The following is a 23,226-nucleotide window of genomic DNA, read 5'->3' on the forward strand; positions in this document are numbered from 1 at the left end:
CGGAGGCGACCGATGGACGCCTACGATGGTTCCCGCAGACCGTCTAGGGGAGCGTTGACCCGTGTCGATTTTGGAAAAGGTCCTCCGCGCCGGAGAAGGCCGCATGCTGCGCCGCCTCAAGGCGATCGCCGATGCGGTCAACTCGATCGAGGACGAGTACACCGATCTCACCGATGACGAGCTGCGGGCGCAGACCGACGAGTTCAAACAGCGGGTGGCCGACGGCGAGCCGCTGGACTCGCTGCTGGTCGAGGCGTTCGCGGTGGCCCGTGAGGGCGCTCGCCGGGTGCTCGGCCAGAGGGCGTACGACGTCCAGCTCATGGGCGGCGCGGCGCTGCACTTCGGCAACATCCCGGAGATGAAGACCGGTGAGGGCAAGACGCTGACCGGCGTCTTCCCGGCCTATCTGAATGCGCTCAGCGGCGAGGGCGTGCACATCATCACGGTCAACGACTATCTCGCGCAGCGCGACGCCGAGTGGATGGGCCGCGTGCACGTGTTCCTCGGGCTCACCGTGGGCGTCATCCTGCCCAACCGGCCCGCCGCCGAGCACCGCGCCGCCTACGCGTGCGACATCACGTACGGCACGAACAACGAGTTCGGCTTCGACTACCTGCGCGACAACATGGCCTGGTCCTCCGGCGAGCTGGTGCAGCGCGGGCACAACTTCGCGATCGTCGACGAGGTCGACTCGATCCTCATCGACGAGGCGCGCACCCCGCTGATCATCTCGGGTCCGGCGGAGCACTCGGCGCGGTGGTACTCCGAGTTCGCCACGCTGGTCGGCCGGTTGCAGCGCGGCAAGGACGGCGAGGGTGACTACGAGGTCGACGAGGCCAAGCGGACCGTCGCGATCACCGAGCGCGGCGTCTCCCGCGTCGAGGACCGGCTGGGCATCGACAACCTGTACGAGTCGGTGAACACGCCGCTGGTGGGCTACCTCAACAACGCGATCAAGGCCAAGGAGCTCTACAAGCGGGACAAGGACTACATCGTCAGCGAGGGCGAGGTCCTCATCGTCGACGAGTTCACCGGCCGCATCCTGCACGGCCGCCGCTACAACGAGGGCATGCACCAGGCCATCGAGGCCAAAGAGGGCGTCGAGATCAAGCAGGAGAACCAGACCCTGGCGACCATCACGCTGCAGAACTACTTCCGGCTTTACGACAAGCTGGGCGGCATGACCGGTACGGCGCAGACCGAGGCCGGTGAGTTCAACAAGGTCTACAACGTCGGCGTGGTGACCATCCCGACGCACCGCCCGATGATTCGGGTGGACCACCCGGACGTCATCTACAAGACCGAGAAGGCCAAGTTCAACGCGGTCATCGAGGACATCGCCGAGCGGCACGCCACCGGCCAGCCGGTGCTCGTCGGCACGGTCTCGGTGGAGAACTCGGAGATCCTGTCCCAGTTGCTGCGCCGCCGCGGGATTCCGCACAGCGTGCTGAACGCGAAGTTCCACGCGCAGGAGGCGCAGATCATCGCGCAGGCGGGCCGCAAGGGCGGGGTCACCGTCGCCACCAACATGGCCGGTCGCGGCACCGACATCCTGCTCGGCGGCAACCCGGAGTTCCTCGCCTCGGCCGAGCTGCACCAGCGCGGCCTGGACCCGGTGGAGAGCCCGGAGGATTACGCCAAGGCGCTGGACGAGGTCCTGCCCAACTGGAAGGAGTCGTGCGAGGAGGAGGCCGCCGAGGTCATCCAGGCCGGCGGGCTCTACGTCCTGGGCACCGAACGGCACGACTCCCGGCGCATCGACAACCAGCTACGCGGTCGTTCCGGCCGGCAGGGCGACCCCGGCGAGTCGCGGTTCTACCTGTCGCTGCAGGACGACCTGATGAAGCGGTTCCGCGCGGGCGCCGTCGAGGCGGTGATGGAGCGCTTCAACATCCCGGAGGACGTGCCCATCGAGTCGAAGATGGTCACCCGGCAGATCCGCAGCGCGCAGACGCAGATCGAGGGTCAGAACGCGGAGATCCGCAAGAACGTCCTCAAGTACGACGAGGTCATGAACAAGCAGCGCCAGGTGATCTATGCCGAGCGTCGCCGGGTCCTGGCCGGTGAGGACATGCACGACCAGGCGCTGCACATGATCACTGACGTGGTCGGCGACTATGTGCACGCGGCCACCAGCGAGGGCTACGCCGAGGACTGGGACCTCGACCAGCTATGGACCAACCTGAAGCGGCTCTTCCCGATCAGCCTCACCGTCGACGACATCATCGAGGAGTCCGGCGGCGAGCGCAGTGCGATCGACCACGAGTTCCTGACCGCCCGGCTCACCGAGGACGCCCAGCAGTCGTACGCCAATCGCGAGACCGAGCTGGGCGAGGAGCCGCTGCGCGAGCTGGAGCGCCAGGTGCTGTTGGCGGTCATCGACCGCAAATGGCGCGAGCACCTCTACGAGATGGACTACCTGCAGGAAGGCATCAGCCTGCGGGCGTACGCCCAGCGTGACCCGGTGGTCGAGTACCAACGCGAGGGCTTCGACATGTTCAACCAGATGATGGAAGGCATCAAGGAGGAGGCGGTCGGGTTCCTGTTCAACCTGGAGGTCCAGGTCGAGGAGCAGCCGACGGTCACGGTCGACCCGAGCAAGGCGGTGCCGCTGCCCGGCTCGACCACTTCCGACCCGTCCGGCGAGGGGCAGCACCAGGTCGGTGTGCACGCCCGTGGCCTGGGCGGCGGCAATCGTCCGCAGCGGTTGCAATACACCTCACCGGCCATCGACGGCGCGGCGGGCGACGGCGCTCCGGTGATCGAGCACGGGCAGACCGCTCCGGCGCTGGGGATCGGCGACTCGCCGGTGCCCGCCAACCCCGCGCACGCCGGCGCCAGCCGCAGCCCCCGCCGGACCGCTCAGGCCGAGTCGAGCAACGGCCCGTCTCGCAACGCGCCGTGTTACTGCGGGTCCGGCAAGAAGTACAAGCGCTGCCATGGCGCTCCGGGCGGCCCGCAGTAGACCGAGGACGCGGCCGGGCTCTCCGCCCGGCCGCGGGGCCCGAAGGTGCGACCCGAGCTCCGATCAGATGAGTTGCAGGCACACCGCGGCCCAGTCCTGCTGACGCAGCTCCAGCCGGATCGCCATGGCGCGGGTGCGCTCGCCGTGCACCAGCAGAACCGCCGCCTCCACCGCACCCGGCCGCGGTTCGCAAAGCCGGACCCGCACCACGCCCACCGGCGCGGGTCTGCGCATGCGGCGGCCGGCCGCGCGGGCGGCCCGGCCGGACTCGGCGATCTGGCGTGCCGCGGTGACCGCCTGCCTGATGATCCGTGCCGCATCACCGGGGGCGCTCACCTGCCGAAGATGCGCGGCCGGTCGATAGCCGTTGATCACCTCGACGCACAGCGCGACGAACCGGCGCACGGCCAGCCGGGCGTCACCGGACGCCCCAGCGGGCGCGGCCGGGGGCCTCGGGCCGGTGGCGGGCGTGGCGGACCCGTCACCGCCGGGGGACATGCCGTCGGCGAAAGCGGGGTTGGCGGACGTGTGGGAGCCGGACGGGCCCGACGTGGTGACCCGCGCCCCAGCACCGGCCACCGTGACGCCTCGCAGGTCCAGCGCCAGTTGCCGGGCCGGCGCCCACACCTCGGGCGAGAGCTCGTCATCGAACGGCGGATCGGACGCCGGGACTCGTCTCAGCCGGATCGGTGGCTGGGCACCTCGCGGCGCCATCTGCGCAGTCGGCATCGTGCACCGGCCTCTCCGCCCGCAGGCTCTCGATCCAGGAGGCCCAATGCTTGCGTTTGCCTTCGTTTGCCTCCGTTGGATTGAGTTTTGCGGAGCCTCGTGGCGGCGTCAACGCGTCACCGTCGGCCTGTGGACAACCTGCGCCGACCGACAAAAAGGGCGGCGAGGGGCCTCAATCCGCGTCGCGCTCGGTCAGTGGGTTCTGTCGCACCCAGTCGGCGGTCTCGGCGTATCTCCCGGCGATGTACTCCTCCAGCTTGCTGCGCTCCACACGCCATTGCCCGCGACCGCCGATCTTGATGGCGGGCAGTTCTCCGCTGCGCACCATGTGATAGACCTGCGAATCCGACACGTTCAGCTCGGCGGCCACCTCGGACAGCAGCAGAAACCTCGGTTCCATCCGCTCACCTCGCTCGCTGCCGTTTGGGTCGTGCCGTCTTCGTTGAGTTTGCTGCTGTTTGCCTGCGACAGCGCCACCCTACCCTAGTCGGACGACAAGGTGAACCTTGACCGGTACGGGTGACAGCCGACCGTACGAACCCCGACGGCTTGCCGATGACTACCCTGACGGTGTGCCGACAACCGACCTGGTCCGGGTCTACGTGCCTGCCACCGTCCCGATGCTCGCGCGGCTGCGCGCCGACGGGCACCTCGGCGACGGGCCGACCGCCGCGCACGCGGTGACGCCCGCCCTGCGCGAGTGGTACGCCGAAGGCGACGAGGAGGAACTGGAATACGTGGCGTTCACCCGCGCCGCCCAGGCCGCCCTCCAGTTGCTGCGGCACGACCCCGACGCGCCGCGGCGCCGGGTGGTGGTCTCCGCCGACGTGCCGGGCACCGCGCTCGCACACGAGGACGTCGAGCTGGGTTCCAGCGCGGTGCGGCTGCCCGTCGCGGTGTCCCTCAAGGACGTGGCCTCGGTGCACCTCGACGGGGCCGCCGCGGCCGAGGACGTCGCGTCCGCCGCCGAGGTGGTGGAGGAGGCGCTGGCCGGCGATCCGGACGCCCAGTTCACCGTGGACGGGGCTGAGGATCACGAACTGGAGTGGTACGCGGTCTCCGAGCTCGACCAACTGGTCTGAGGTGCCTCAGCCGGCCGGCTGGGCGGCGTCCTCGTCGTCCGGCTCGGCGGACGGGCCGAGGGTCCGGCCGATCAGGATGATGGCGGTGATCGCGCCCACGAAGAGCACGATGAGCGCGTTGTTCAACCGCGACCCGCTGAGCATCTGCTGCACGGCGAGCTCAAGCTCGCTGACCCGGCCGGCGAGTTCGAGCACCCGGGATCCGGCGGTGCGCGCCAGGATCTCGGCGATCACCAGCAGCAGGCCCGGTCCCGCGCCGGCCAGGGCGTACCGGGTCCAGCGCGGGCCCGAGCCGTCCCGGCGCCGATGCAGCACCAGGAACGCGACGGCGCCGGCCGCCAGCCCGCTGAGCAGGCCCTGGGTGAGCGAGAACCAGTCGGCCGCGCTTGCCCGGGAGGCCGAGGTGTCGCCCGCGCCGAACAACCTCAGCAGCGGGTCCTGGACCACGTTGAGCGCGAAACCCACGGCGAACACGGCGATCGCCGCCCAGCAGGTCGCGGTCACCACACGCGACTCCGGGAACCCGGCGATCGCGCCGCCCACCGTGGCGGCGGCGGCGACCGTGCCGCCGACCACGGCGTACACCCATCCGTCGGTGTTGATGGTGATGAAGCTGAGCGCGGCCAGCGCGCCGAGCACCAGGCCGGTGCCGGTGGTGACGGCGAAGCGGACGGTGGGACTGAAGGCGCGGGAGCGGCCGGCGAGGGCCAGCACGGCCAGTGCCACGGCGGCGCCGCCGACCAGGGTGGCGGAGATCGCCCCGGGCAGCGCGTACGCCGTGGAGGTCACCTCCATCTCGGCGTCCGCGCGGCCGGTGATGGTGGCCCGCGCCGAATAGAGCAGCCCGGCCATCCACAGCAGTCCGGCCGCGGCGAGCACGATGCCGGGGTAGCGCTGCCGCCGGGCGGAGTCCGGTGTGGCCTGGGCGACGTTCATGCGGTTGAGGGTACGCGCGCAGGCCCTGAACGCTCGTTCGAGGCGTGGGAGGATGAGGGCGAACCCGTCAGAGGAGGAGCCGAGACCGATGGACGCCCAGCTAGCTTTGCCGGTGCCGCAGAACGAGCCGGTGCGCGGGTACGCGCCGGGCAGCCCCGAGCGAGCCGCCCTGCAGGACCGCCTCGCCGCCATGCGCGGTGACCGAGTCGACCTGACGATGACCATCGGGGGCGCCCGGTCGATGGGCGGCGGCCCGGCGATCGAGGTGGTGCAGCCACATCGCCGTCGCGAGGTGCTCGGCGTGCTCGGCAACGCCACCAAGCCGGATGCCGCGGCGGCGGTGGCGGCGGCCAAGGAGGCGGCACCCGGCTGGCGTGCCTTGCCCTACAGCGAACGGGCGGCGGTGTTCCTGCGCGCCGCCGAGCTGCTCTCCGGGAGCTGGCGCGACACGCTGAACGCGGCCACCATCCTGGGCCAGTCCAAGTCCTGTTACCAGGCGGAGATCGACGCGGCCTGCGAGCTCATCGATTTCCTGCGGTTCAACGCGGCGTACGGCGAGCGGATCCTGGCCGAGCAGCCGAACTCCAGCAAGGGGGTGTGGAACAGGTTCGACCACCGCCCGTTGGAAGGCTTCGTCTACGCCGTCACGCCGTTCAACTTCACCGCCATCGCCGGGAACCTGCCGGCCGCGCCCGCCCTGATGGGCAACACGGTGATCTGGAAGCCCTCGCCGACGCAGACGCTCGCGGCGTACTGGACGATGCGGCTGTTCGAGGCCGCCGGGCTGCCGCCGGGAGTGATCAACATGGTCACCGGCGACGGGCTCGCGGTCTCCGACGTGGTGCTGGCCGATCCGGACCTGGCCGGCATCCACTTCACCGGCTCCACGGCCACCTTCCGGCACCTGTGGCGCGAGGTGGGCGCCAACATCGAGCGCTACCGGTCCTATCCGCGGCTGGTCGGCGAGACCGGCGGCAAGGACTTCGTGATCGCGCACTCCAGCGCCGACCCGGACGCGCTGCACACCGCGCTGGTCCGTGGCGCGTACGAATACCAGGGTCAGAAGTGCAGTGCCGCCTCTCGCGCGTACGTCCCGCGGTCGCTGTGGGACGGTGGGCTGCGGGACCGGCTGGCGGCGACGGTGGCGTCCATCCAGTACGGCGACGTCGGCGACCTGTCGGTGTTCGGCGGTGCGGTGATCGACGGGCGCGCGTTCGCCAAGCACGCCGGCGCCCTCGACCGGATCAAGAACGGCGATTCCTGCACCGTGCTGGCGGGCGGCACGGCCGACGACAGCGAGGGCTGGTTCGTCGCCGCCACGCTCGTCGAGTCGACCGACCCGACGCACGAACTGTTCTCCACCGAGTTCTTCGGACCGATCCTGGGTGTGCACGTCTATCCCGACGACGGGTTCGACGACATGATCGCGCAGGCCGACGCGGTCTCGCCGTACGCGTTGACCGGCTCGATCTTCGCGACCGATCGTCGTGTCATCGACGCCGCGTCGCACGCGCTGCGCGAGACGGCGGGCAATTTCTATGTCAACGACAAGCCCACCGGCGCGGTGGTCGGTCAGCAGCCGTTCGGCGGGGCGCGCAACAGCGGCACGAACGACAAGGCCGGGTCGATTCTGAACCTTCAGCGGTGGGTGTCCCCGCGAACCATCAAGGAGACCTTCGAGCCGCCGGTCGACTGGCGGTATCCCCACATGGGCTGAACGTCCGCTTCTGCGAAGTTTGGATTTTTGTGCGGGTCCGGGGCGTCATCCCGGACCCCACATTTGCCCCTCGGCGTGCCCGTTTTCGGATGCTTGATCACCGGCATCGCCGTCTGGGCGATTCGATGATCCATCTTACCCGCCGAAGCCGTCGCTCGCGGAGGGAAAACGCGAGCTCGTCATACTCGTGGTCGGACTGTCTGTGCGGGACAGTCGCATGTGGAGACGCAAATTGGACGGATCGGGCGAAATGCTGGACGCCGAAGCCACAAAGTGGCAGCTTAGAAGGCATGCCCGACTCTCAAATCAATCCCACGGCTGCCGCGCTGCTCGGCCTGCTCCACGAAGGGCCGATGACCGGCGGACAGCTCATGGCGGCTGCCGAACGCCGCCTCGGGCCTTACTGGTCGATGACGCGGAGCCAGGTCTACCGCGAACTTCCCGTTCTCGCCGAGATGGGTTACGTCCGGCTCGGCAAGCCCGGTCCACGGTCCAGTCAGCCCTATGCCATCACCGCCGCCGGCAAGCGTGCCTTCAGCCGGTGGCTTGCCGAGGCACCCGGCCGCGATTCCTTGCGCAACCCGATCGCGCTCCGCGTCGCCTTTGGTGAGCAGCATTCCGGTAATCAATTGAAGTCCCTTTACACCGGCGCCAACGAATATCATTCCGAGGCGCTGTCCATGGCACGGGAACAGGCCAAGGAGGCCAAGAAGGCGGGCGACGCTTACGGCGCCGCCGCGCTGGAGTTCGCGGTCGCGTACCACAAGGCGGCCCTGAACTGGCTGAAGGCCGCCCCGGCGGAATAGCGGCAGGCCGCCCGGCCGGGCGACCGGCCGGGCGGCGTAGTCTTGATTGTCGTGACCGCTGCCGACTTCCCTGAGCGACTCAAGGCCCTCGACGCCACCCTGCGCAATATCGAGAACGTCCTCGACGTCGCCAAGCTGCGCCGTGACCGCGCCGAGCTCGAGGAGCAGGCATCTGCCCCGGATCTCTGGGACGACCAGGCGCGCGCCCAGGAGGTCAATTCGCGGCTCTCCTACGTCTCCGGCGAAATCAACCGGTTGGAGAGTCTGCGCAGTCGGCTGGACGACGCGGCGCTGTTGCTGGAGCTGGCCCAGGCCGAGGAGGACAGCGACTCGCTGGCCGAGGTCGGTGACGAGATCACCGTGCTGACCAAGTCCATCGACGAGATGGAGGTCCGCACGCTGCTCTCCGGCGAGTACGACACCCGTGAGGCGCTGGTCGCCATCCGGGCCGGCGCGGGCGGCGTGGACGCCGCGGACTTCGCCGAGATGCTGATGCGGATGTACCTGCGGTGGGCCGAGCGGCACGGCTATCCCACGGAGGTCTACGACACCTCGTACGCGGAAGAGGCCGGGCTCAAGTCGGCGACGTTCGCCGTCAAGGTGCCGTACGCGTTCGGCACGCTCAGCGTCGAGTCCGGCACACACCGGCTGGTGCGGATCAGTCCGTTCGACAACCAGGGCCGACGGCAGACCAGCTTCGCCGGCGTCGAGGTGATGCCGGTGGTGGAGCAGACCGACCACATCGACATTCCGGAGAACGAGGTCCGGGTCGACGTCTACCGTTCGTCGGGTCCTGGTGGACAGAGCGTGAACACGACGGACTCCGCCGTGCGCCTCACGCACATTCCCACCGGCATCGTCGTCACGTGTCAGAACGAGAAGTCGCAGTTGCAGAACAAGGCCTCCGCCATGCGGGTGCTGCAGGCCCGGCTGCTGGAGCGCAAGCGTCAGGAGGAGGAGGCGAAACTCGCCGGCCTGAAGCAGGACACCACCGGCTCCTGGGGTGATCAAATGCGCTCCTACGTGCTGCATCCCTATCAGATGGTCAAGGATCTGCGGACCGAGTTCGAGACCGGGAACCCGTCCGCGGTGTTCGACGGCGACCTCGACGGATTCATCGAGGCCGGCATCCGCTGGCGCAAGCAGATGCAGACCGGCAACTGACCGCCGGCCGGGGCGTGACGCCCGAGGTCGGACGCCCGCGTGCAGATGATGGAGACCGCCGGACTTGGCGATTTCGTCACACCGCGTAGACTCCTCTCCCGTGATTCAGCTCGAGAGCGTGACGAAGACGTACCCCAAGGCGTCCCGGCCGTCGTTGGACAATGTCAGCGTCGGTATCGAGAAGGGTGAGTTCGTCTTCTTCATCGGCCCCTCCGGTTCCGGCAAGTCGACGATCATCAAGCTTCTGCTGCATGAGGTTGCCCCGAGCACGGGCAAGGTCGTGGTGAACGCCAAGGACGTGACGTCCCTGCGGTCCTGGAAGATCCCGCACTTCCGCCGGTCGATCGGCTGTGTGTTCCAGGACTTCCGGCTGCTGCCGAACCGGACGGCGTACGAGAACGTCGCCTTCGCGCTCGAGGTGATCGGGAAGACGAAGGCGGTCGCCCGTCGCGTCGTTCCCGAGGTGCTCGAACTCGTCGGCCTCGGCGGCAAGGAGCACCGTTATCCGCACGAGCTCTCCGGTGGTGAGCAGCAGCGGGTGGCGGTGGCGCGGGCCTTCGTCAACCGGCCGCTGATCCTGCTGGCGGACGAGCCCACCGGAAACCTCGACCCCGACACCTCCGTCGAGATCATGCGGCTGCTGGACCGGATCAACCGGACCGGCACGACGGTCGTCATGGTCACCCACGACTCCAACATCGTTAACCAGATGCGCCGCAGGGTCATCGAGATCGAGAGCGGCCGGATCGTTCGCGACCAGGCCCGTGGCGTGTACGGCTGATGCCCCACCCCGTCGTGTCCATAACCGTGAGTAAAGCCTTCATCCCCGTGCGTAGAGCAGCCGGACGCGAGGTCCCGGAAGGAACCCCCCGATGCGCGTGAAGTACGTCTTCAACGAGGTCCTGGTCGGACTGTGGCGAAACGTCACGATGACCGTCGCCATGATCATCACGATGTCGGTCTCGTTGACCATGCTCGGCGCCAGCGCCCTGCTATACATGCAGGTCAACCAGATGAAGGACTACTACTACGGCGAGATTCAGGTCTCCATCTTCCTGCGTGAGGACGTCACCGACGCCCAGCGCACGGCCATCAACCAGGCGATCGACTCGAACCCGCTGGTGCTGAACAAGACCTACGAGACGCGGGAGCAGGCGTACCAGAAGTTCCTGGTGCTGTGGCGCGACTCGCCCGACTTCATCAAGTCGGTCGGCCCGGACAGCCTGCCCGAGTCGTTCCGGGTCAAGCTGAAGGATCCGGAGAAGTACAAACAGTTCGCCGATCAGATGCAGGGCATGGCCGGCATCCAGGACATCGTCGATCAACGCGAACTGCTCAACAAGGTCTTCGACATATTCAATTCGATCCAGGTCATGGCGTTGGTGGTGGCCGGTGTCATGGCGCTCGCCGCGTTGCTTCTGGTCGGCAACACCATCCAAGTCGCGGCGTACAGCAAACGCCGAGAAGTGGCGGTGATGAAACTGGTCGGTGCCTCCAACTGGTTCATCCAGTCGCCGTTCGTCCTGGAGGCGGTGGTGGCCGGCCTGGTTGGCTCCGTCCTCGGCTTCGTGGCGCTGTTCGTGGGCAAGGTGGTGCTGCTCGACGGCCGCCTCCAGGCGCTCACCAACGTCTTGACGCCCATCCCCAACGGCAACGTGTGGCTGATGCTGCCGCTGCTGGCCGGGGTCGGCGCGGTCGTCAGTGCCGTCACCGCCTGGGTGACCCTCCGGTTCTACCTGCGGGTCTAGTTTCGTCGTCGACGCATCCGAGGGCCGCCACGCGCGGCCCTCGGGCGTTTGAAGTGATTTGCCCAATAGCTCCGGATAGTCGTTGTACCGTGCCCGGGTGGGTTCTTACCGACGACATCGCCGGATATCTGCGCTGGTGACCGTGCTGAGCGTGGCAGGCGTCACGCTCATCGGATCGCCGCCTGCCGTGGCCGACCAGCGCGACGCCGCGAAGGCGGCACGCCGCGCCGCCGAGCGCGCCGAAGCGGTCCTGGAGAACGCCACCGCCACCGCCCGCATCGCGGCGCGCCGGCTGGAAGCGGCCACCGCCGCCATCCCGGCGACCCAGAAGAAGATCGCCGTGGCGCGCGGCGCGGTCGCCGCCGCCCGCGCCGAGGCCAACAGCGCCCAGCGGAAGGCCGACCGCACCCGAATCTCGTACGTCCATGTCGCGCACCGCTTCGAGGCGGCGCAGAAGCGGGTCGACGTCGCGCGGGACCGCGTCGGTGAGATCGCCTCGGCGAGCTACATGGGCGCCAACTTCGCCGCCCTCAACGTCCTCGTCGCGGCCACCGGCCCGCAAGATGCCCTGGCCCGGCTCGACCTCATCGGCCAGGTCATGCAGAAGGGCCAGGACGGCCTCGACCGGATGGCGCAGGCCCGCCGCGAGGTGCGTATCGCCCAGGACAAGGTCGGCCTCGCCAAGCGCGCCGCCGAAAAGGCCGAGCGCCGCGCCGCCGACAAGCTGCTCAAGGCCAAGATCGCTCGGGCGGCGGCCGTCCGGGCGCAGATGCAGGCGGTCAAGCTCGCCAAGATCCGTCGTTCCGCGCTCGCCCTCGCCGAGTCCCAGCGTTCCGCCGTGCTCGCCCGGTACCGCCAGGCCAAGGGCAACGAACAGCGCATTCGCGCGGCCCTCGCGGGCGGTGACGGAGTGTCCGGCACGCTGCGCGGGGCGGGTCTGCTGATGCCGGTGCACGGCTGGAAGACCAGCAACTTCGGCAACCGCTACGACCCGTACTACCGGGTCTGGCAACTGCATGCCGGCACCGACTTCGCCGCGCCCGGCGGCGCTCCGATCCGGGCCGCCGCCGACGGCAAGGTGGTCCAGGCCGGGTGGAACGGCGGGTACGGCAACTACACCTGCATCAGCCACGGCACGTACCACGGGCAGAGCTTCTCCACCTGCTACGGCCACCAGTCGAAGATCTCCGTTTACGTCGGCCAGCGCGTACGCCGCGGGCAGGTGATCGGACGGGTCGGCAGCACCGGCGCCTCCACCGGATACCACCTGCACTTCGAGACCAGATTCAGCGGCGTGCCGCGCAATCCGCTCAACTATCTGCCGTCCTGTCTGTGCTGACGGGCGAGTACGCTGGACGGGTCCGGTCGCCAGCGGCCGGGCCCTTTTCATGTCCGCGTCTTCATGCCCGGGTTGAGCGGGCGTATCGAGGGGAGTTGTCGGCATGCCGCGCGAACAGGGGCGAAAGGTCGTGGCCTCGAACCGCAAGGCACGCCACGACTACGCCATCCTCGACACGTACGAGGCAGGCATGGCGCTGACCGGCACCGAGGTCAAGTCGTTGCGGGCCGGCCGCGCCTCGCTTGTCGACGCGTTCGGCCACGAGAGCAACGGCGAGATCTTCCTGCACGGCATGCACATCCCCGAGTACACCCAGGGCACCTGGACCAACCACGAGCCGCGCCGGGTGCGCAAGCTGCTGCTGCACCGCGAGGAGATCCAGAAGATGATGGGCCGGCTGCGGGACACCGGCGTCACCCTGGTACCGCTGTCGGTCTACTTCCACAACGGGTACGCCAAGGTCGAGCTGGGCCTGGCCAAGGGCAAGAAGAGCTACGACAAGCGGCAGGATCTGGCCGCCCGGGACGCGCAGCGGGAGATCAGCCGGGCGCTGGGCCGGCGCAACAAGGGCATGGACTGACCCGCCGGCGGGGCACGGCGATACCGGGATGAGGGTCGCGTGCTGGCAGGTTATTCTTGGTGCGGTGCGCCGCTGTGGCGCCACCGTCGAGGGGGTGACTGGTTTCGACTTTGTCAGTGGAGACAGGGGAAGCGAGCCGAGGAAGCCGACGTCGTCTCGTGAATCGGTCGTCGGAAAACAATAAGCGCCAAGCACGATAGCGCTGACTCTTACGCTCTCGCCGCCTGAGGCGAGTAGCGGAGTCTGTCGGTCTGGGAGCGCCTCCGACCCAGCCACCGGCATCAGCTAGGAGGCTGGCCAATCGGTCCCGGTCGCGGGGACCGTGCGGCGAGATCAATCAGCGACTGGGCCCGTCACACCAACTTGCTCACGTGATCGGTGGGGCCGAGTAGAGGCATAGTGAGCTGCGCTCGGAGAAGCCCTGACAAAGCGACGAAGGACCCGGGTTCGATTCCCGGCACCTCCACGAGAGGCAGGGGCCGTGTGTCCGCGGAAAGCGCGGACCGCGGCCTCTCGTCATGTCTGCTCCGGGGCCGAGCCCCGGACACCCCACGGTGCGATGTTTCCGGTTGGGCGGCCGGGTTCAAGTAGGCGGTCGTTGCCTCCACGGTTGGCGGCCCCCTGTTCGCGGAATGCGCGAACAGGGGGCCGCTCCGGCCCGGCGAGCGCCGTCTACAGGTAGGGGCGGGTGATCAGTTCGATGGCGTGACCCGACGGGTCCTTGAAATAGACACCGCGGCCGCCGTGCTCGTGGTTGATCTCGCCCGGCCGGCGCATGTGCGGGTCCGCCCAATGCTCGACATGCTGCTCGCAGAGCCGCCGGTAGGCCCGGTCGAACAGGTCATCGTCGATCAGGAAGGCGTAGTGCTGCATCTGGATCTCCACCGGCGGCTCGGCGAACTGCAACAGCACGCCGTCGGTGAGCTGGATGTTGGTGAAGATTCCCCAGGACGGCGCTTGCGGGAGCTCCAGCAGTTCGCGGAAGAACCGCGCGGACTCGGCGCGATCCTTGGCGGCGATGATGGTGTGGTTGAAGCTGACGGACATGACGTGACCTCTCGGTGCTCGACGCTGGAGTGGGCATGACGACGCACCAGCGTCGGGAGGTCCACGGGCCGAGCGGTCGAGGCGCCATCCTGGCGCTCGCCCCGCGGTCAGTCGTCCACCGGCAACGCAATCCGTGTGTGGCGCAGGGCCGGTCCGGTGTTCACGTCCGCCGACTCTACGCCCCTTGTCGACGCGACAGGACGGGACGGGACGGGACGAGGTGAGTTTGTCCGGCCGTACGAGAATGGCGCGCAACCGCAGATGCGCCATGACCGCCGGAGGGGAGCGCGAGAGCCGTGGCCGACGCCTTCGCCGCCTACCGCGACGCCAAGTCCACTCTGATCGGCGGCCTGCGCGGCACCGTCCTGGAGATCGGCGCCGGCCGTGGGCGCAACTTCGACGCGCTGCACCGGGGCGTCGTCTGGATCGGATGCGAGCCGCACCGCCGAAGCCGCACCCGGCTGGCCGTCGCCGCACGTCGGCACGGGCATTCGCGCGAGCCGCTCCCGTCGGCGGCGGAATCGCTGCCGATGCCCGACGCGAGCGTGGACGGGGTGCTCGCCACCGTCGTGCTGTGCTCGGTCCGCGATCAGTCCCGCGTCCTCGATGAGATCGCGCGGGTGCTGCGACCCGGCGGTGCATTCGTGTTCGCCGAGCATGTCGCGGCGCCGGATCACACCTGGAAACACGCCTGTCAGCGAATGATCTCGCCGGTGACGCGTCTGCTGGACCGGGGGTGCGATCCGGCGCGCGAGACCGAAGCTGTCGTGCGGCGGTCACTGTTGGACGTGGACCTGGTGCGGCACTTCGAGCTGCCGGTGCTGGGTGCGGTCACGGTGCCGTTCATCGTCGGGCGGGCGGTGCGCCAGGAGCGGTCCGAGGCGTGACCCCACCCCGGTCGCACATCGCATCGCCTCATCGCCGTGCGGTGCGTGCCAGCCCGGGGATGAGGACCGCCGCGACGGCCAGGTGCATGCCCGTCAGCACCAGCCGGCTTGCCATGTCCGCGCCGTCGCCGAGCGGTCCGACCAAGGAGACCACCAGGACGATGAGCGCGACGACGGTCCAGGTCCGTGCGGGCCGGGCGATTCTCCGTTCCAGTACGGCGAGCAGCGCCCAGGCGGCCAGGCCGGTGACCAGCGCCGCGGCCGCCACGGTGCCGGGTCCGACGTGCTGGACGTCGGTTCCGCTCGTGACGGACAGGGCGACGCCGGATGCCGGGCCGGCCAAGGCCCAGGTCACCAGTGCGGAGACGGTCGCGCCGACCACCGCGGCGATGCGGCGGGCGGTGGCGCCGCACGTCGCGGAGCCGCCCGCCACGATGCGGCGGAGCTGGACGCGGCGGGTCGCCGGACGTGTGCGGTTCGATGTGTTTGTCATGCGGCGAGCATCGCCGCGGCGGCGGTGTCCGCACATCGTGCGAAGGGCAGCGCCGGATGCTTCTCCGGTCGGATCGGGCACCGACTTTGGTCGGTATCGGCGCCGCCGCGCCCGGCGTTAGCGTCGGCGCGTGACTGACGTGACGGTGCCACGGCCGGACTGCCGACGTCGACGTGCCCTTGCCGTCGCCGCGACGATGAGCGTGACCGGCGGCTTGAACGCGCTGACCATCTGGGGCGGGTGGAACGGCGGTCATCGCGGCCTTGATCTCGCCGTCGGCCTGCTGAGCTGGGTGCTCGCGCCGCTGTTGGTGTGGCGTCCGGCCGTCGGGGCGCTCGTGGTGGCTCCGCTGGCGGCGTTGTCCCCGGTGGGCAGCCCGGCGGCTACGGCGGGCACGCTCCAGGTCGCCCGCCGGTGCCGGTTCTCGCTCGCGGCGGCCGTCGCGGCCGTGGGGTTCGCCGCGCACGTGGCGCAGGGCGCATGGCGGCCGAACGGCGGCATCTCGCTCGGCTGGTGGCTGCTCCTGATCGCGCTCGCCCACGGTGCGCTGCTGGGCTGGGGCGCGTGGGCGCAGGCGCGAGCGGCGCTGATCCGGTCGTTGCGGGACCGGGCCCGCCGGGCCGAGGCCGAACAGGGCCGCCGGGTGGCCGAGGCGCGCATCGCGGAGCGGCACCGGATCGCCCGGGAGATGCACGACGTGCTGGCCCACCGGCTGTCGCTGCTGGCCACCTTCGCCGGGGCGATGGAGTATCGCCCGGACTCGTCTCCGGAGCGACTGGCAGGTGCCGCCGGCGTCGTGCGTGCCGGGGTGCACCAGGCACTGGACGAACTCCGGGAGGTCGTCACGCTGCTCCGCGACGATGATCCGCGGACCGCCGACGGTGAGACATCCGACGTGCGCGCGGATTACCGGCCCCAGCCCGCGCTGACCGACATCCCGCGGTTGATCGGAGAGTCCCGCGAGACCGGTACGCCGGTGCAGTTGCGTGACGAGGTGGACGACCCCTCCACAGCCCCCACGGTCACCGCGCGGACCGCGTACCGGATCGTCCAGGAGGGGCTGACGAACGCCCGCAAGCACGCCTGCGGCCAGCCGGTCGTGGTCACGCTGCGCGGTCGGCCCGGCGCCCGGCTGGTGGTGGAGATCCGGAACCCGCTGGGCACGGAGCCTGTCGTCACGCCGGGCGCCGGCGTCGGGCTGATCGGGCTCACCGAACGCGTGCATCTCGCCGGCGGCCAGCTCGACCACCGGGCCGACGACGGTGAGTTCCGCGTGCATGCCTGGATACCGTGGCCGGCATGACCCGTCCGTTGCGCGTCCTGGTCGTCGACGACGACGCCCTCGTCCGTGCCGGCTTGACCATGATGTTGGACGGCGCGCGGGGCATCGCCGTGGTCGGCGAGGCGGCCGACGGCGACCAGGTGCCCACCGCTGTCGACGCGCACGCGCCCGACGTGGTGCTGATGGATCTGCGGATGCCGAGGGTGGACGGCATCACCGCCACTCGCCGACTGCGGCGCCGCGTGCGTCCGCCCGAGGTGGTGGTGCTGACCACCTTCGACACCGACGAGAACATCCTGTACGCCCTGCGTGCGGGCGCGAGCGGCTTCCTGCTCAAGGACACCCCTCCGGAGCAGATCGTCACCGCGGTACGCCAGGTCGCCGCCGGGGAACCGATCCTGTCGCCACGGGTCACCCGTCGGCTGATGGACCGTGTCGCCGGGCAGGCCGATGCGTACGTGCGAGCCCGCGACGTGCTGTCCGCGCTCAGCCCGCGGGAGACCGACGTGGTCGCTGCGCTCGCCAGGGGCGGGAACAACGCCGAGATCGCCGCCGAGCTGCGGATGACCGTCGCCACGGTCAAGGCGCACGTGTCGCACATCCTCACCAAGCTCGATCTCGACAATCGAACACAGATCGCGATGCTCGCCTACGAGGGCGGATTGGCCTGACGGTTCAGTGAACCATTTTCAACCTGGCATCGAGACCGTCGGTTGCGCGCCGTCGACCAGCGGCGGCATCTGCCGGCCTCGCCATGTTGACAAGGTTCAGTACGAACCCGTGCGCTCCGAATGGGACCATGCGCCGCACGGCGTGTTGTACCGGCCCGCGATATAACCGAGACCCCACGTGATCTGGGTCGCCGGGTTCGTCTTCCAGTCCGATCCGGCCGAGCCCATCTTGCTGCCCGGCAGCGCCTGCGGTATGCCGTACGCTCCGCTGCCGGAGTTGGAGGCGTGCGCGTTCCAGCCGCTTTCCTTGTTCCAGAGCTTGTTGAGGCAGGGGAACTGGTCGATGGCGAAACCGGCGTCCAGCATCAGCGCGCAGCCGGTGGCCCGGTTTCCGCTGTACTCCTTGCAGGAGGTGGGAATCTTCCCGGCGTAGGGCACCGTCCCGCCGGACGCCTCGGCCTCCTCGGCCTTCTTCTTGGCCTCCGCCTCGGCCTTCGCTTCGGCCTTGGCCTTGGCCGCCTTCTTCTCCAGGGTGTGCGCCCGGCTCGCCGCCTTCGTGGCCTCGACGGCGGCCATGGCTGCCGCGTCGCTCTCCGCCTCCTGGCGCCGGGCCCGGTCCGCGGCGTGATCGTTCAACCCGGACTTCAGCAGCCGGATCTCCTCGGCGTCGGCCTGGACGACCATCTGCGCCTCGGTGCCGTGCTGGCGAACGTCGCGGAGCTGTCCGAGGTGGACCCCACCGACGACCCCGGCGACCAACAGGCCCACGGACGTGACGCGTACGCCCACCCGGCTCCAAAGCCGCTTCACGCCGATCCCTTCGCCTCGGGGCGCGACTCCGCGCCCGTGTTCGCGGAACACCTTCGCGCACACCGTGGTCGATGGGGAAGGAGCATCCATCGATGTGGGATTGGTCATATCTGTCGGGATGAGCGTCGCGGGTGCCGACCGCGGCCACTGCTTGCATTGTGCCATCAGATTCCCTAGCCTCCATCCAGTTGCAATTTGCAATCGGATGGAGTTGAGTGATGCCGAAGTTCGTCACCATCGGATACGGCGACCGGGCCGGCTACGAACGCACCGATCCGGCCGTCCGCGACGAGGCGCATGCCCACGACAGCCGGTTGCGAGCCGACGGCGCCGTCACCGGCGTCGCCGGAACGCCCGTGCAGGTCCGCAATCACGATGCCGCCGGATTGACGGTGACCGAGGGGGCATACCTGTCCTCGGCGCTACCCGTGGCCGGATTCTCCATCATCGACGCCCCCTCGCTGGACGAGGCGATCCGGATGGTGTCGCGGGTGCCCTGCGCGGTGGCGCACGGCGTCGTCGAGGTCTGGCCGTTGCGCGACACGCCGTGACACCGCCAAGCTGGGCGCGAGACGTGCACCGATCATCGTCGTCCGCCACGGGAGAGTCGTCCGCCACGGGAGATCAGAGATGGCCGAGGTTGTGCTGTTCCACCACGTCCAGGGGCTCACGGACGGCGTACGCGCGTTCGCCGAGCTGCTGAAAGCCGGTGGGCACACCGTGCACACGCCGGACCTGTTCGACGGCGAGCGGCCGGCGAGCATCGACGACGGGATGGCGCTGACCCGGCGCATCGGCGGCGACACGCTCGACGAGCGTGCCGACCGGTACGTCGCCGACCTGCCCGCCGGCCTGGTCTTCGCCGGGTTCTCCTTCGGCGCGGCCATCGCCCAGCGCCTCGCCCAGACCCGGCCCGGCGCCCGCGGCGCCCTGCTGTACGAGGCGTGCCTGCCGATCGTCGGCGAGTGGGCCGTCGGGCCGTGGCCCGACGGTGTCCCCGTTCAGGTGCACGGGATGGACAAAGACCCCTTCTTCGCGCTCGAAGGCGACCTGGACGCCGCACGCCAACTCGTCGAGGCGGCGGGGGAGGCCCTCGCCGCCGTGTACACCTATCCCGGCGACCGGCACCTGTTTACCGACGGCTCGCTGCCGTCGTACGACGCGGAGGCGACCGCGCTGGTCATTCGGCGCTCGCGGCAACTCCTCGACCGGGTCGGTTGACCGTCGGCCGACCGGTGCGCGTCAGGGCAACTCCAGCGGCGTCAGGGCAACTCCAGCGGCAGCTTGATCCCGTCCAGCGACCGCGCACACGGGCAGTCCCGCTCCAACGGCAAGCTCGTCACCGCGTTCAACAACACGCTCCGCAGCTTCTCGGTGTTCTCCCGAAACACCGAGAAGACCTCCTCCTGAGTCACTCCGTGATCGCCGTCCACTCCGGCGTCCAAGTCGGTGACCAGGGCGATCGCCGAGTAACACAGCGACAACTCCCGCGCCAGCACCGCCTCGGGATGCCCGGTCATGTTCACCACCGTGCCGCCGATCGCGGTGAACCACTTCGACTCCGCGCGGGTGGAGAATCGCGGTCCCTCGATCACCACCATGGCGCCGCCGTCCACCGGGTGCACCGCGCTCGCCGCCTGCAGCAGGGTGCGGCGGCCGGCCGGGCAGTACGGGTCGGCGAAGTTCACGTGCACCGCGCCGGTGTCGTAGTACGTCTGCGCCCGTCCGCTGGTCCGATCGATGAGCTGGTCCGGAACCACGAACGTGCCCGGTCCCAGTTCCGGCCGCAGGCCACCGACCGCGCACGGGGCGAGCACCTGCCGTACGCCCAACGACCGCAGCGCCCACAGATTCGCCCGATAGTTGATCTTGTGCGGAGGGTATCGATGATCCCGGCCGTGACGTGGCAGAAACGCGACGTGACGACCACCCAGGTCGGCGATCGTGATCGGATCCGACGGAGGTCCGTAAGGAGTGGACACCTCATGTTCGGAGGCATTGTCGAGCAGCGCATACAGCCCCGAGCCGCCGATGACGCCGATCTCTGCCGCTGCAGGTGGATGGTTCATGTGCAGACCTTATCGAGGGTCAGATCCGCAAGCTATGGTGCGAGGCATGGCGTGGCACGCTCCCGGTTCGCGGGCCTTTGATTCACTCGACCCTGCCCAGCGCGGACGGCACGGCGCCGCGCACGGGCAACGGGGACGCTGTGCATAGCGAGGAGCAGCGGATCGGAGGTCGGCCGATGGAGTCGATGACCGGTCAGTTGCTGGTCGCCACCCCGACGCTCAAGGATCCCAACTTCGACCGTACGGTCGTCCTGCTGGTCGCCCACGAAACCGGCGGCGCGCTCGGCGTGGTGCTCAACCGAGCCACCGAGGTGCCGGTCGGCGAGGTCTTGGGCGACTGGGGCGAACTGGCCGGTGAGCCCGCGGTGCTGTTCGAGGGCGGTCCGGTGCAGCCCGAGTCGGCCATCTGCCTGGCACGCACCAAGCCCGAGGTGAAGCGTCGCCTGTCCGGCTTCCACCCGGTCGCCGGCGCGCTCGGCACGGTCGACCTCTCCGCCGACCCGGACCGGTTCCGGGACGCCATCGCCGGGGTGCGCGTGTTCGCCGGATACTCCGGCTGGTCGGCGGGCCAACTGGAGGACGAAATCGCGGGCGGCTCGTGGTTCGTCTTCGACGCTCTGCCTGGCGACCCGTTCGTCAACCGCCCGGACGACCTGTGGTCGATGGTCCTCCGACGGCAGGGCGACATCCTGGCGGCGGTGGCGCACTTCCCGCCGGACCCGCTGCTGAACTGAGGCCCCGCGGAACCCCAGGGGGTGCGCACGGCATCCGCCGCGGGTGTGTACTATTCCGTGAGTGCCCGGGATGCCGGGTGCGGCAAGGGGCTGTGGCGCAGCTGGTAGCGCACCACACTGGCAGTGTGGGGGTCAGGGGTTCGAGTCCCCTCAGCTCCACCGACCGCACCATTGTGCGAACCGTCGGTTGTTCATCGCGTGTGCCCTCATCCGTTCGGGTGGGGGCATCGTGGTGTCTGTGGGGATCCTGAACACGGGTACGGCGCCCTCGCGGGGTGAGTTGGACTTCGCGGATGAGGGTTTCGATGGCGGCTTTGCGTTCGGTGACGGTGCCGCGGTTCACGATCTCGGTCAGGTGTTCGCGGATGCGGGGTCCGGCGGTGGCGTCGTCCATGGTGCCGTTCTCGAACGCCGTGTGGTAACGGTCGAGTGCGGCCTGGCCGGTGGTGACCTGGGTGGTGAGGGCGGCGAGTTCCGCATCGCTGTCCCCGATCGAGGCTTGGCGGTGTGCTTGGAGCGGTGTGCTTGGACTCGGTTGATCATGTCGGTGAGGACGGCCTCGGTGTTGGCGGAGAACTCGTAGATCTCCGCGGAGCGGTCATCCGCCTGCTTGCACACGACGGCCGTCCTGAACGAACCCCATGATCGAGCGGTGGAACCCGCTCGCCGTGTTGTGAACACCGGTGACCTGCGGCTGCGCCGGTTCAGCGGTCGATCCGGGCAGGGCCGCCGAAGGAGATGCCGCCGTGGACGTCACGCGCCTGCACCATGTTGCCGCTCACGGTTCCGGCGACGCTGTTAATCGTTCCGGCTTCTCCTGTGGTCATCAGATGGGGTGACAGCTCCCGCCATCGGTCTCTCAGTTCCGCCTCGAACGATGGATCCTCCGCGACCGCTTGCGCCAGCGCCTCGCGGAGGATTTCGATATGCGTGTCTTTCGTCGACTCGACCCCGGCCTCGGCGTCGGTGAGCGCGGCTTGCGCGGACGCCCGGTTTGCGAATCTGCGCCGGACCAGCCCCGCGAGGGCCTCGAACGCGGCGCGGCCGGTCTCGGCGAGCCCCTCGGCGGTCTTGGTCGCCAGGGTAACCGCGATCGTCGTCAACAGTTCCGGATCGGCCACCGTGCCTCCCAGTTGCGTAGGCGTTGCGCGTCGGCCTACTCCCGAGATGATAGATGTACGCCTATATTCAGCGCGGTTGCCTGTCGCATTTCCGTCATGTAGTGTCACTTTGGGTAATTTTGATCTCGAATTCGGGAGCGCTTTCGTGGGGAAAAGGTGGGAAGCTGATCCGTCCGCGTCATTTGCCCGGCGTATCGGAAAGTCATCTCACGAGCTTGGGCAGACGTCCGGGAATTCGAGTTGCCCGGACATCTGGGAACTCGACAACGGTGACGTCGCGGTCATCGGATCAGACCTGACCACCTCGTACGAGGGCCGGCTGCCCGAGGGCGTCAGCGTCGATCCCGGCGAGCGGCTGGTGATCATTCCACGGAAGACCATCCTCGCAGCGAAGGTGGACATTCCAGATGCCTGACCTTCTTGACGGCGCCGAGGGCGAGCGGATGGAACTGGACGCCTACTACGCCGACTTCGAGAAGAACTTCTGGACGATCAACGAGCTGGGTTTCTGGAAACTGGAACGCCAGCAGTTCTTCAAAGAGCCCGGCTACGACAGTTGGGAGGCGTTCGCGAGGGGCGACTGGGACGCATCGCTGGGCCTGCTTGAGGCCGGCCGAGCCGACATGGCCGCCTACCACCGTCGCGTCGAGGAGCACGGCTTCGCCGCCTACCGCGTGCGGGTCGTCGAGGAGCCGATCACCGCGTACCTGCAATGGGAGTTGCACGCGCTGCGGATCCGCGACCAGTGCGGCGGCAGCGTCCACATCGTCGGCCCGCAGCAGGTCGCCGAGTTTGAACACCTTTCGGCGCTTCCAGAGATCTACACTCTCGGAACCTCGGTGATGTATCAAGCGATCTACGACGACACCGGGGTGCTGGAATCCGTCCGCCGCTTCACCGACCGTGATCTCATCGTGCGCTGCCAGCGGTTCATCCAAGACCTGTACGAGGCTGGCCAGCCACTGGAACCGTTCTTCGTCAACCACGTCGCGACACTGCCGCCGCCCACCAGCCATAACGTCAGTGACTGACTGGACACGGCGATG

Annotated in this window: 26 protein-coding genes, 1 tRNA gene, 1 other RNA gene and 1 pseudogene; 21 read left to right on the forward strand and 8 right to left on the reverse strand. The window is 69.0% G+C overall.

What is annotated here, in order from left to right; translation table 11 throughout:
* Positions 1 to 61 precede the first annotated feature (61 nt).
* Positions 62 to 2,572 (forward strand): annotated as a pseudogene (gene secA / locus IEY73_RS10270) (preprotein translocase subunit SecA); the annotation flags it as partial.
* 237 nt (positions 2,573 to 2,809) lie between these two features.
* Positions 2,810 to 2,965, forward strand: a complete 156-nt coding sequence (locus IEY73_RS34520; RefSeq protein WP_444543372.1) for an SEC-C metal-binding domain-containing protein — start codon at positions 2,810 to 2,812, stop codon at positions 2,963 to 2,965.
* A 63-nt stretch (positions 2,966 to 3,028) separates the two neighbouring features.
* Here the strand turns inward: IEY73_RS34520 and IEY73_RS10275 are convergent, their stop codons facing one another.
* Positions 3,029 to 3,679, reverse strand: coding sequence for an Rv3235 family protein (locus IEY73_RS10275; protein WP_189078908.1), 651 nt, complete (start codon positions 3,677 to 3,679; stop codon positions 3,029 to 3,031).
* A gap of 187 nt (positions 3,680 to 3,866) precedes the next feature.
* Positions 3,867 to 4,094, reverse strand: coding sequence for a helix-turn-helix transcriptional regulator (locus IEY73_RS10280; RefSeq protein WP_189078909.1), 228 nt, complete (start codon positions 4,092 to 4,094; stop codon positions 3,867 to 3,869).
* Positions 4,095 to 4,314: 220 nt separating this feature from the next.
* On the opposite strand from IEY73_RS10280, the gene IEY73_RS10285 reads away from it, so the two are divergent.
* Positions 4,315 to 4,776 carry a DUF6912 family protein gene (locus IEY73_RS10285; protein WP_189079042.1) on the forward strand — a complete coding sequence of 154 codons (462 nt, stop codon included), beginning with the start codon at positions 4,315 to 4,317 and terminating at the stop codon, positions 4,774 to 4,776.
* Between the two features lie 6 nt (positions 4,777 to 4,782).
* On the opposite strand, the gene IEY73_RS10290 is transcribed toward IEY73_RS10285, so the two are convergent.
* Complete coding sequence (locus IEY73_RS10290) at positions 4,783 to 5,712, reverse strand: hypothetical protein (protein WP_189078910.1); 930 nt, start codon at positions 5,710 to 5,712, stop codon at positions 4,783 to 4,785.
* Between the two features lie 88 nt (positions 5,713 to 5,800).
* Here IEY73_RS10290 and pruA point away from each other — a divergent pair, with 88 nt between their 5' ends.
* The 8 genes from pruA to ssrA all read left to right on the forward strand — a co-directional run bounded on the left by pruA (position 5,801) and on the right by ssrA (position 13,535).
* On the forward strand, positions 5,801 to 7,429 hold the full coding sequence (gene pruA / locus IEY73_RS10295; protein WP_189078911.1) for an L-glutamate gamma-semialdehyde dehydrogenase: 1,629 nt from the start codon (positions 5,801 to 5,803) through the stop codon (positions 7,427 to 7,429).
* A 290-nt stretch (positions 7,430 to 7,719) separates the two neighbouring features.
* Positions 7,720 to 8,235, forward strand: coding sequence for a PadR family transcriptional regulator (locus IEY73_RS10300; protein ID WP_189078912.1), 516 nt, complete (start codon positions 7,720 to 7,722; stop codon positions 8,233 to 8,235).
* A gap of 51 nt (positions 8,236 to 8,286) precedes the next feature.
* Positions 8,287 to 9,399, forward strand: a complete 1,113-nt coding sequence (prfB, locus tag IEY73_RS10305) for a peptide chain release factor 2 (RefSeq protein ID WP_189078913.1) — start codon at positions 8,287 to 8,289, stop codon at positions 9,397 to 9,399.
* A 100-nt stretch (positions 9,400 to 9,499) separates the two neighbouring features.
* Positions 9,500 to 10,180, forward strand: coding sequence for a cell division ATP-binding protein FtsE (gene ftsE / locus IEY73_RS10310; protein ID WP_189078914.1), 681 nt, complete (start codon positions 9,500 to 9,502; stop codon positions 10,178 to 10,180).
* Positions 10,181 to 10,271: 91 nt separating this feature from the next.
* A complete protein-coding gene (gene ftsX / locus IEY73_RS10315; RefSeq protein WP_189078915.1) occupies positions 10,272 to 11,147 on the forward strand; it encodes a permease-like cell division protein FtsX in 876 nt (291 codons plus the stop codon).
* 97 nt (positions 11,148 to 11,244) lie between these two features.
* The gene (locus IEY73_RS10320; protein ID WP_189078916.1) at positions 11,245 to 12,486 is read left to right on the forward strand and encodes a M23 family metallopeptidase; all 1,242 of its coding nucleotides are present in this window, start codon (positions 11,245 to 11,247) and stop codon (positions 12,484 to 12,486) included.
* Positions 12,487 to 12,589: 103 nt separating this feature from the next.
* On the forward strand, positions 12,590 to 13,066 hold the full coding sequence (gene smpB / locus IEY73_RS10325; protein ID WP_189078917.1) for an SsrA-binding protein SmpB: 477 nt from the start codon (positions 12,590 to 12,592) through the stop codon (positions 13,064 to 13,066).
* Positions 13,067 to 13,156: 90 nt separating this feature from the next.
* Positions 13,157 to 13,535, forward strand: a transfer-messenger RNA (tmRNA) gene (gene ssrA, locus IEY73_RS10330).
* A 203-nt stretch (positions 13,536 to 13,738) separates the two neighbouring features.
* On the opposite strand, the gene IEY73_RS10335 is transcribed toward ssrA, so the two are convergent.
* Positions 13,739 to 14,113, reverse strand: coding sequence for a VOC family protein (locus IEY73_RS10335; RefSeq protein WP_189078918.1), 375 nt, complete (start codon positions 14,111 to 14,113; stop codon positions 13,739 to 13,741).
* Between the two features lie 296 nt (positions 14,114 to 14,409).
* Here IEY73_RS10335 and IEY73_RS10340 point away from each other — a divergent pair, with 296 nt between their 5' ends.
* Positions 14,410 to 15,000, forward strand: coding sequence for a class I SAM-dependent methyltransferase (locus tag IEY73_RS10340; protein WP_189078919.1), 591 nt, complete (start codon positions 14,410 to 14,412; stop codon positions 14,998 to 15,000).
* A gap of 28 nt (positions 15,001 to 15,028) precedes the next feature.
* Here IEY73_RS10340 and IEY73_RS10345 read toward each other — a convergent pair whose 3' ends face one another.
* On the reverse strand, positions 15,029 to 15,493 hold the full coding sequence (locus IEY73_RS10345; protein WP_229715725.1) for a DUF6069 family protein: 465 nt from the start codon (positions 15,491 to 15,493) through the stop codon (positions 15,029 to 15,031).
* 130 nt (positions 15,494 to 15,623) lie between these two features.
* Between IEY73_RS10345 and IEY73_RS10350 the strand changes: the two genes are divergently transcribed.
* Both IEY73_RS10350 and IEY73_RS10355 read left to right on the forward strand, forming a co-directional pair.
* Positions 15,624 to 16,796 carry a sensor histidine kinase gene (locus IEY73_RS10350; RefSeq protein ID WP_229715726.1) on the forward strand — a complete coding sequence of 391 codons (1,173 nt, stop codon included), beginning with the start codon at positions 15,624 to 15,626 and terminating at the stop codon, positions 16,794 to 16,796.
* The gene (locus IEY73_RS10355; RefSeq protein ID WP_189078920.1) at positions 16,793 to 17,446 is read left to right on the forward strand and encodes a response regulator; all 654 of its coding nucleotides are present in this window, start codon (positions 16,793 to 16,795) and stop codon (positions 17,444 to 17,446) included. Before IEY73_RS10350 ends, IEY73_RS10355 begins: the two co-directional genes overlap by 4 nt.
* A 96-nt stretch (positions 17,447 to 17,542) precedes the next feature.
* Here the strand turns inward: IEY73_RS10355 and IEY73_RS10360 are convergent, their stop codons facing one another.
* The gene (locus tag IEY73_RS10360; protein ID WP_189078921.1) at positions 17,543 to 18,256 is read right to left on the reverse strand and encodes an aggregation-promoting factor C-terminal-like domain-containing protein; all 714 of its coding nucleotides are present in this window, start codon (positions 18,254 to 18,256) and stop codon (positions 17,543 to 17,545) included.
* 218 nt (positions 18,257 to 18,474) lie between these two features.
* On the opposite strand from IEY73_RS10360, the gene IEY73_RS10365 reads away from it, so the two are divergent.
* Positions 18,475 to 18,807: a YciI family protein gene (locus IEY73_RS10365; protein WP_189078922.1), complete on the forward strand. Its 333-nt coding sequence runs from the start codon at positions 18,475 to 18,477 to the stop codon at positions 18,805 to 18,807.
* Between the two features lie 79 nt (positions 18,808 to 18,886).
* The gene (locus tag IEY73_RS10370; RefSeq protein WP_189078923.1) at positions 18,887 to 19,477 is read left to right on the forward strand and encodes a dienelactone hydrolase family protein; all 591 of its coding nucleotides are present in this window, start codon (positions 18,887 to 18,889) and stop codon (positions 19,475 to 19,477) included.
* Between the two features lie 41 nt (positions 19,478 to 19,518).
* Here the strand turns inward: IEY73_RS10370 and IEY73_RS10375 are convergent, their stop codons facing one another.
* Positions 19,519 to 20,325: an S-methyl-5'-thioadenosine phosphorylase gene (locus IEY73_RS10375; RefSeq protein ID WP_189078924.1), complete on the reverse strand. Its 807-nt coding sequence runs from the start codon at positions 20,323 to 20,325 to the stop codon at positions 19,519 to 19,521.
* Between the two features lie 176 nt (positions 20,326 to 20,501).
* On the opposite strand from IEY73_RS10375, the gene IEY73_RS10380 reads away from it, so the two are divergent.
* From IEY73_RS10380 to IEY73_RS10390, 3 genes are all read left to right on the forward strand, one after another.
* Complete coding sequence (locus IEY73_RS10380; RefSeq protein ID WP_189078925.1) at positions 20,502 to 21,059, forward strand: YqgE/AlgH family protein; 558 nt, start codon at positions 20,502 to 20,504, stop codon at positions 21,057 to 21,059.
* Between the two features lie 86 nt (positions 21,060 to 21,145).
* Positions 21,146 to 21,218: transfer RNA gene (locus IEY73_RS10385), tRNA-Ala, on the forward strand.
* A gap of 79 nt (positions 21,219 to 21,297) precedes the next feature.
* The gene (locus IEY73_RS10390; protein WP_189078926.1) at positions 21,298 to 21,642 is read left to right on the forward strand and encodes a hypothetical protein; all 345 of its coding nucleotides are present in this window, start codon (positions 21,298 to 21,300) and stop codon (positions 21,640 to 21,642) included.
* A gap of 121 nt (positions 21,643 to 21,763) precedes the next feature.
* On the opposite strand, the gene IEY73_RS10395 is transcribed toward IEY73_RS10390, so the two are convergent.
* Entirely contained in the window at positions 21,764 to 22,180 is a 417-nt protein-coding gene (locus tag IEY73_RS10395; protein WP_189078927.1) for a hypothetical protein, read from the reverse strand.
* Positions 22,181 to 22,325: 145 nt separating this feature from the next.
* On the opposite strand from IEY73_RS10395, the gene IEY73_RS10400 reads away from it, so the two are divergent.
* Complete coding sequence (locus IEY73_RS10400; RefSeq protein WP_189078928.1) at positions 22,326 to 22,595, forward strand: hypothetical protein; 270 nt, start codon at positions 22,326 to 22,328, stop codon at positions 22,593 to 22,595.
* A complete protein-coding gene (locus tag IEY73_RS10405; RefSeq protein ID WP_189078929.1) occupies positions 22,588 to 23,211 on the forward strand; it encodes a DUF6879 family protein in 624 nt (207 codons plus the stop codon). Before IEY73_RS10400 ends, IEY73_RS10405 begins: the two co-directional genes overlap by 8 nt.
* The last annotated feature ends 15 nt before the right edge of the window (positions 23,212 to 23,226 follow it).

It is taken from the genome of Mangrovihabitans endophyticus, assembly GCF_014646155.1.
Classification (GTDB): Bacteria; Actinomycetota; Actinomycetes; order Mycobacteriales; family Micromonosporaceae; genus Actinoplanes; species Actinoplanes endophyticus.

Coding starts and splice junctions, on each gene's coding strand:
- smpB (WP_189078917.1), top strand. CDS start 12,590: ATGCCGCGCGAACAGGGGCGAAAGGTCGTGGCCTCGAACCGCAAGGCA.
- IEY73_RS10370 (WP_189078923.1), top strand. CDS start 18,887: ATGGCCGAGGTTGTGCTGTTCCACCACGTCCAGGGGCTCACGGACGGC.
- ftsX (WP_189078915.1), top strand. CDS start 10,272: ATGCGCGTGAAGTACGTCTTCAACGAGGTCCTGGTCGGACTGTGGCGA.
- IEY73_RS10285 (WP_189079042.1), top strand. CDS start 4,315: ATGCTCGCGCGGCTGCGCGCCGACGGGCACCTCGGCGACGGGCCGACC.
- IEY73_RS10345 (WP_229715725.1), bottom strand. CDS start 15,493: ATGACAAACACATCGAACCGCACACGTCCGGCGACCCGCCGCGTCCAG.
- IEY73_RS10300 (WP_189078912.1), top strand. CDS start 7,720: ATGCCCGACTCTCAAATCAATCCCACGGCTGCCGCGCTGCTCGGCCTG.
- IEY73_RS10365 (WP_189078922.1), top strand. CDS start 18,475: ATGCCGAAGTTCGTCACCATCGGATACGGCGACCGGGCCGGCTACGAA.
- IEY73_RS10280 (WP_189078909.1), bottom strand. CDS start 4,094: ATGGAACCGAGGTTTCTGCTGCTGTCCGAGGTGGCCGCCGAGCTGAAC.
- IEY73_RS10375 (WP_189078924.1), bottom strand. CDS start 20,325: ATGAACCATCCACCTGCAGCGGCAGAGATCGGCGTCATCGGCGGCTCG.
- pruA (WP_189078911.1), top strand. CDS start 5,801: ATGGACGCCCAGCTAGCTTTGCCGGTGCCGCAGAACGAGCCGGTGCGC.
- IEY73_RS10380 (WP_189078925.1), top strand. CDS start 20,502: ATGGAGTCGATGACCGGTCAGTTGCTGGTCGCCACCCCGACGCTCAAG.
- IEY73_RS10275 (WP_189078908.1), bottom strand. CDS start 3,679: ATGGCGCCGCGAGGTGCCCAGCCACCGATCCGGCTGAGACGAGTCCCG.
- IEY73_RS10405 (WP_189078929.1), top strand. CDS start 22,588: ATGCCTGACCTTCTTGACGGCGCCGAGGGCGAGCGGATGGAACTGGAC.
- IEY73_RS10355 (WP_189078920.1), top strand. CDS start 16,793: ATGACCCGTCCGTTGCGCGTCCTGGTCGTCGACGACGACGCCCTCGTC.
- IEY73_RS10290 (WP_189078910.1), bottom strand. CDS start 5,712: ATGAACGTCGCCCAGGCCACACCGGACTCCGCCCGGCGGCAGCGCTAC.
- IEY73_RS10335 (WP_189078918.1), bottom strand. CDS start 14,113: ATGTCCGTCAGCTTCAACCACACCATCATCGCCGCCAAGGATCGCGCC.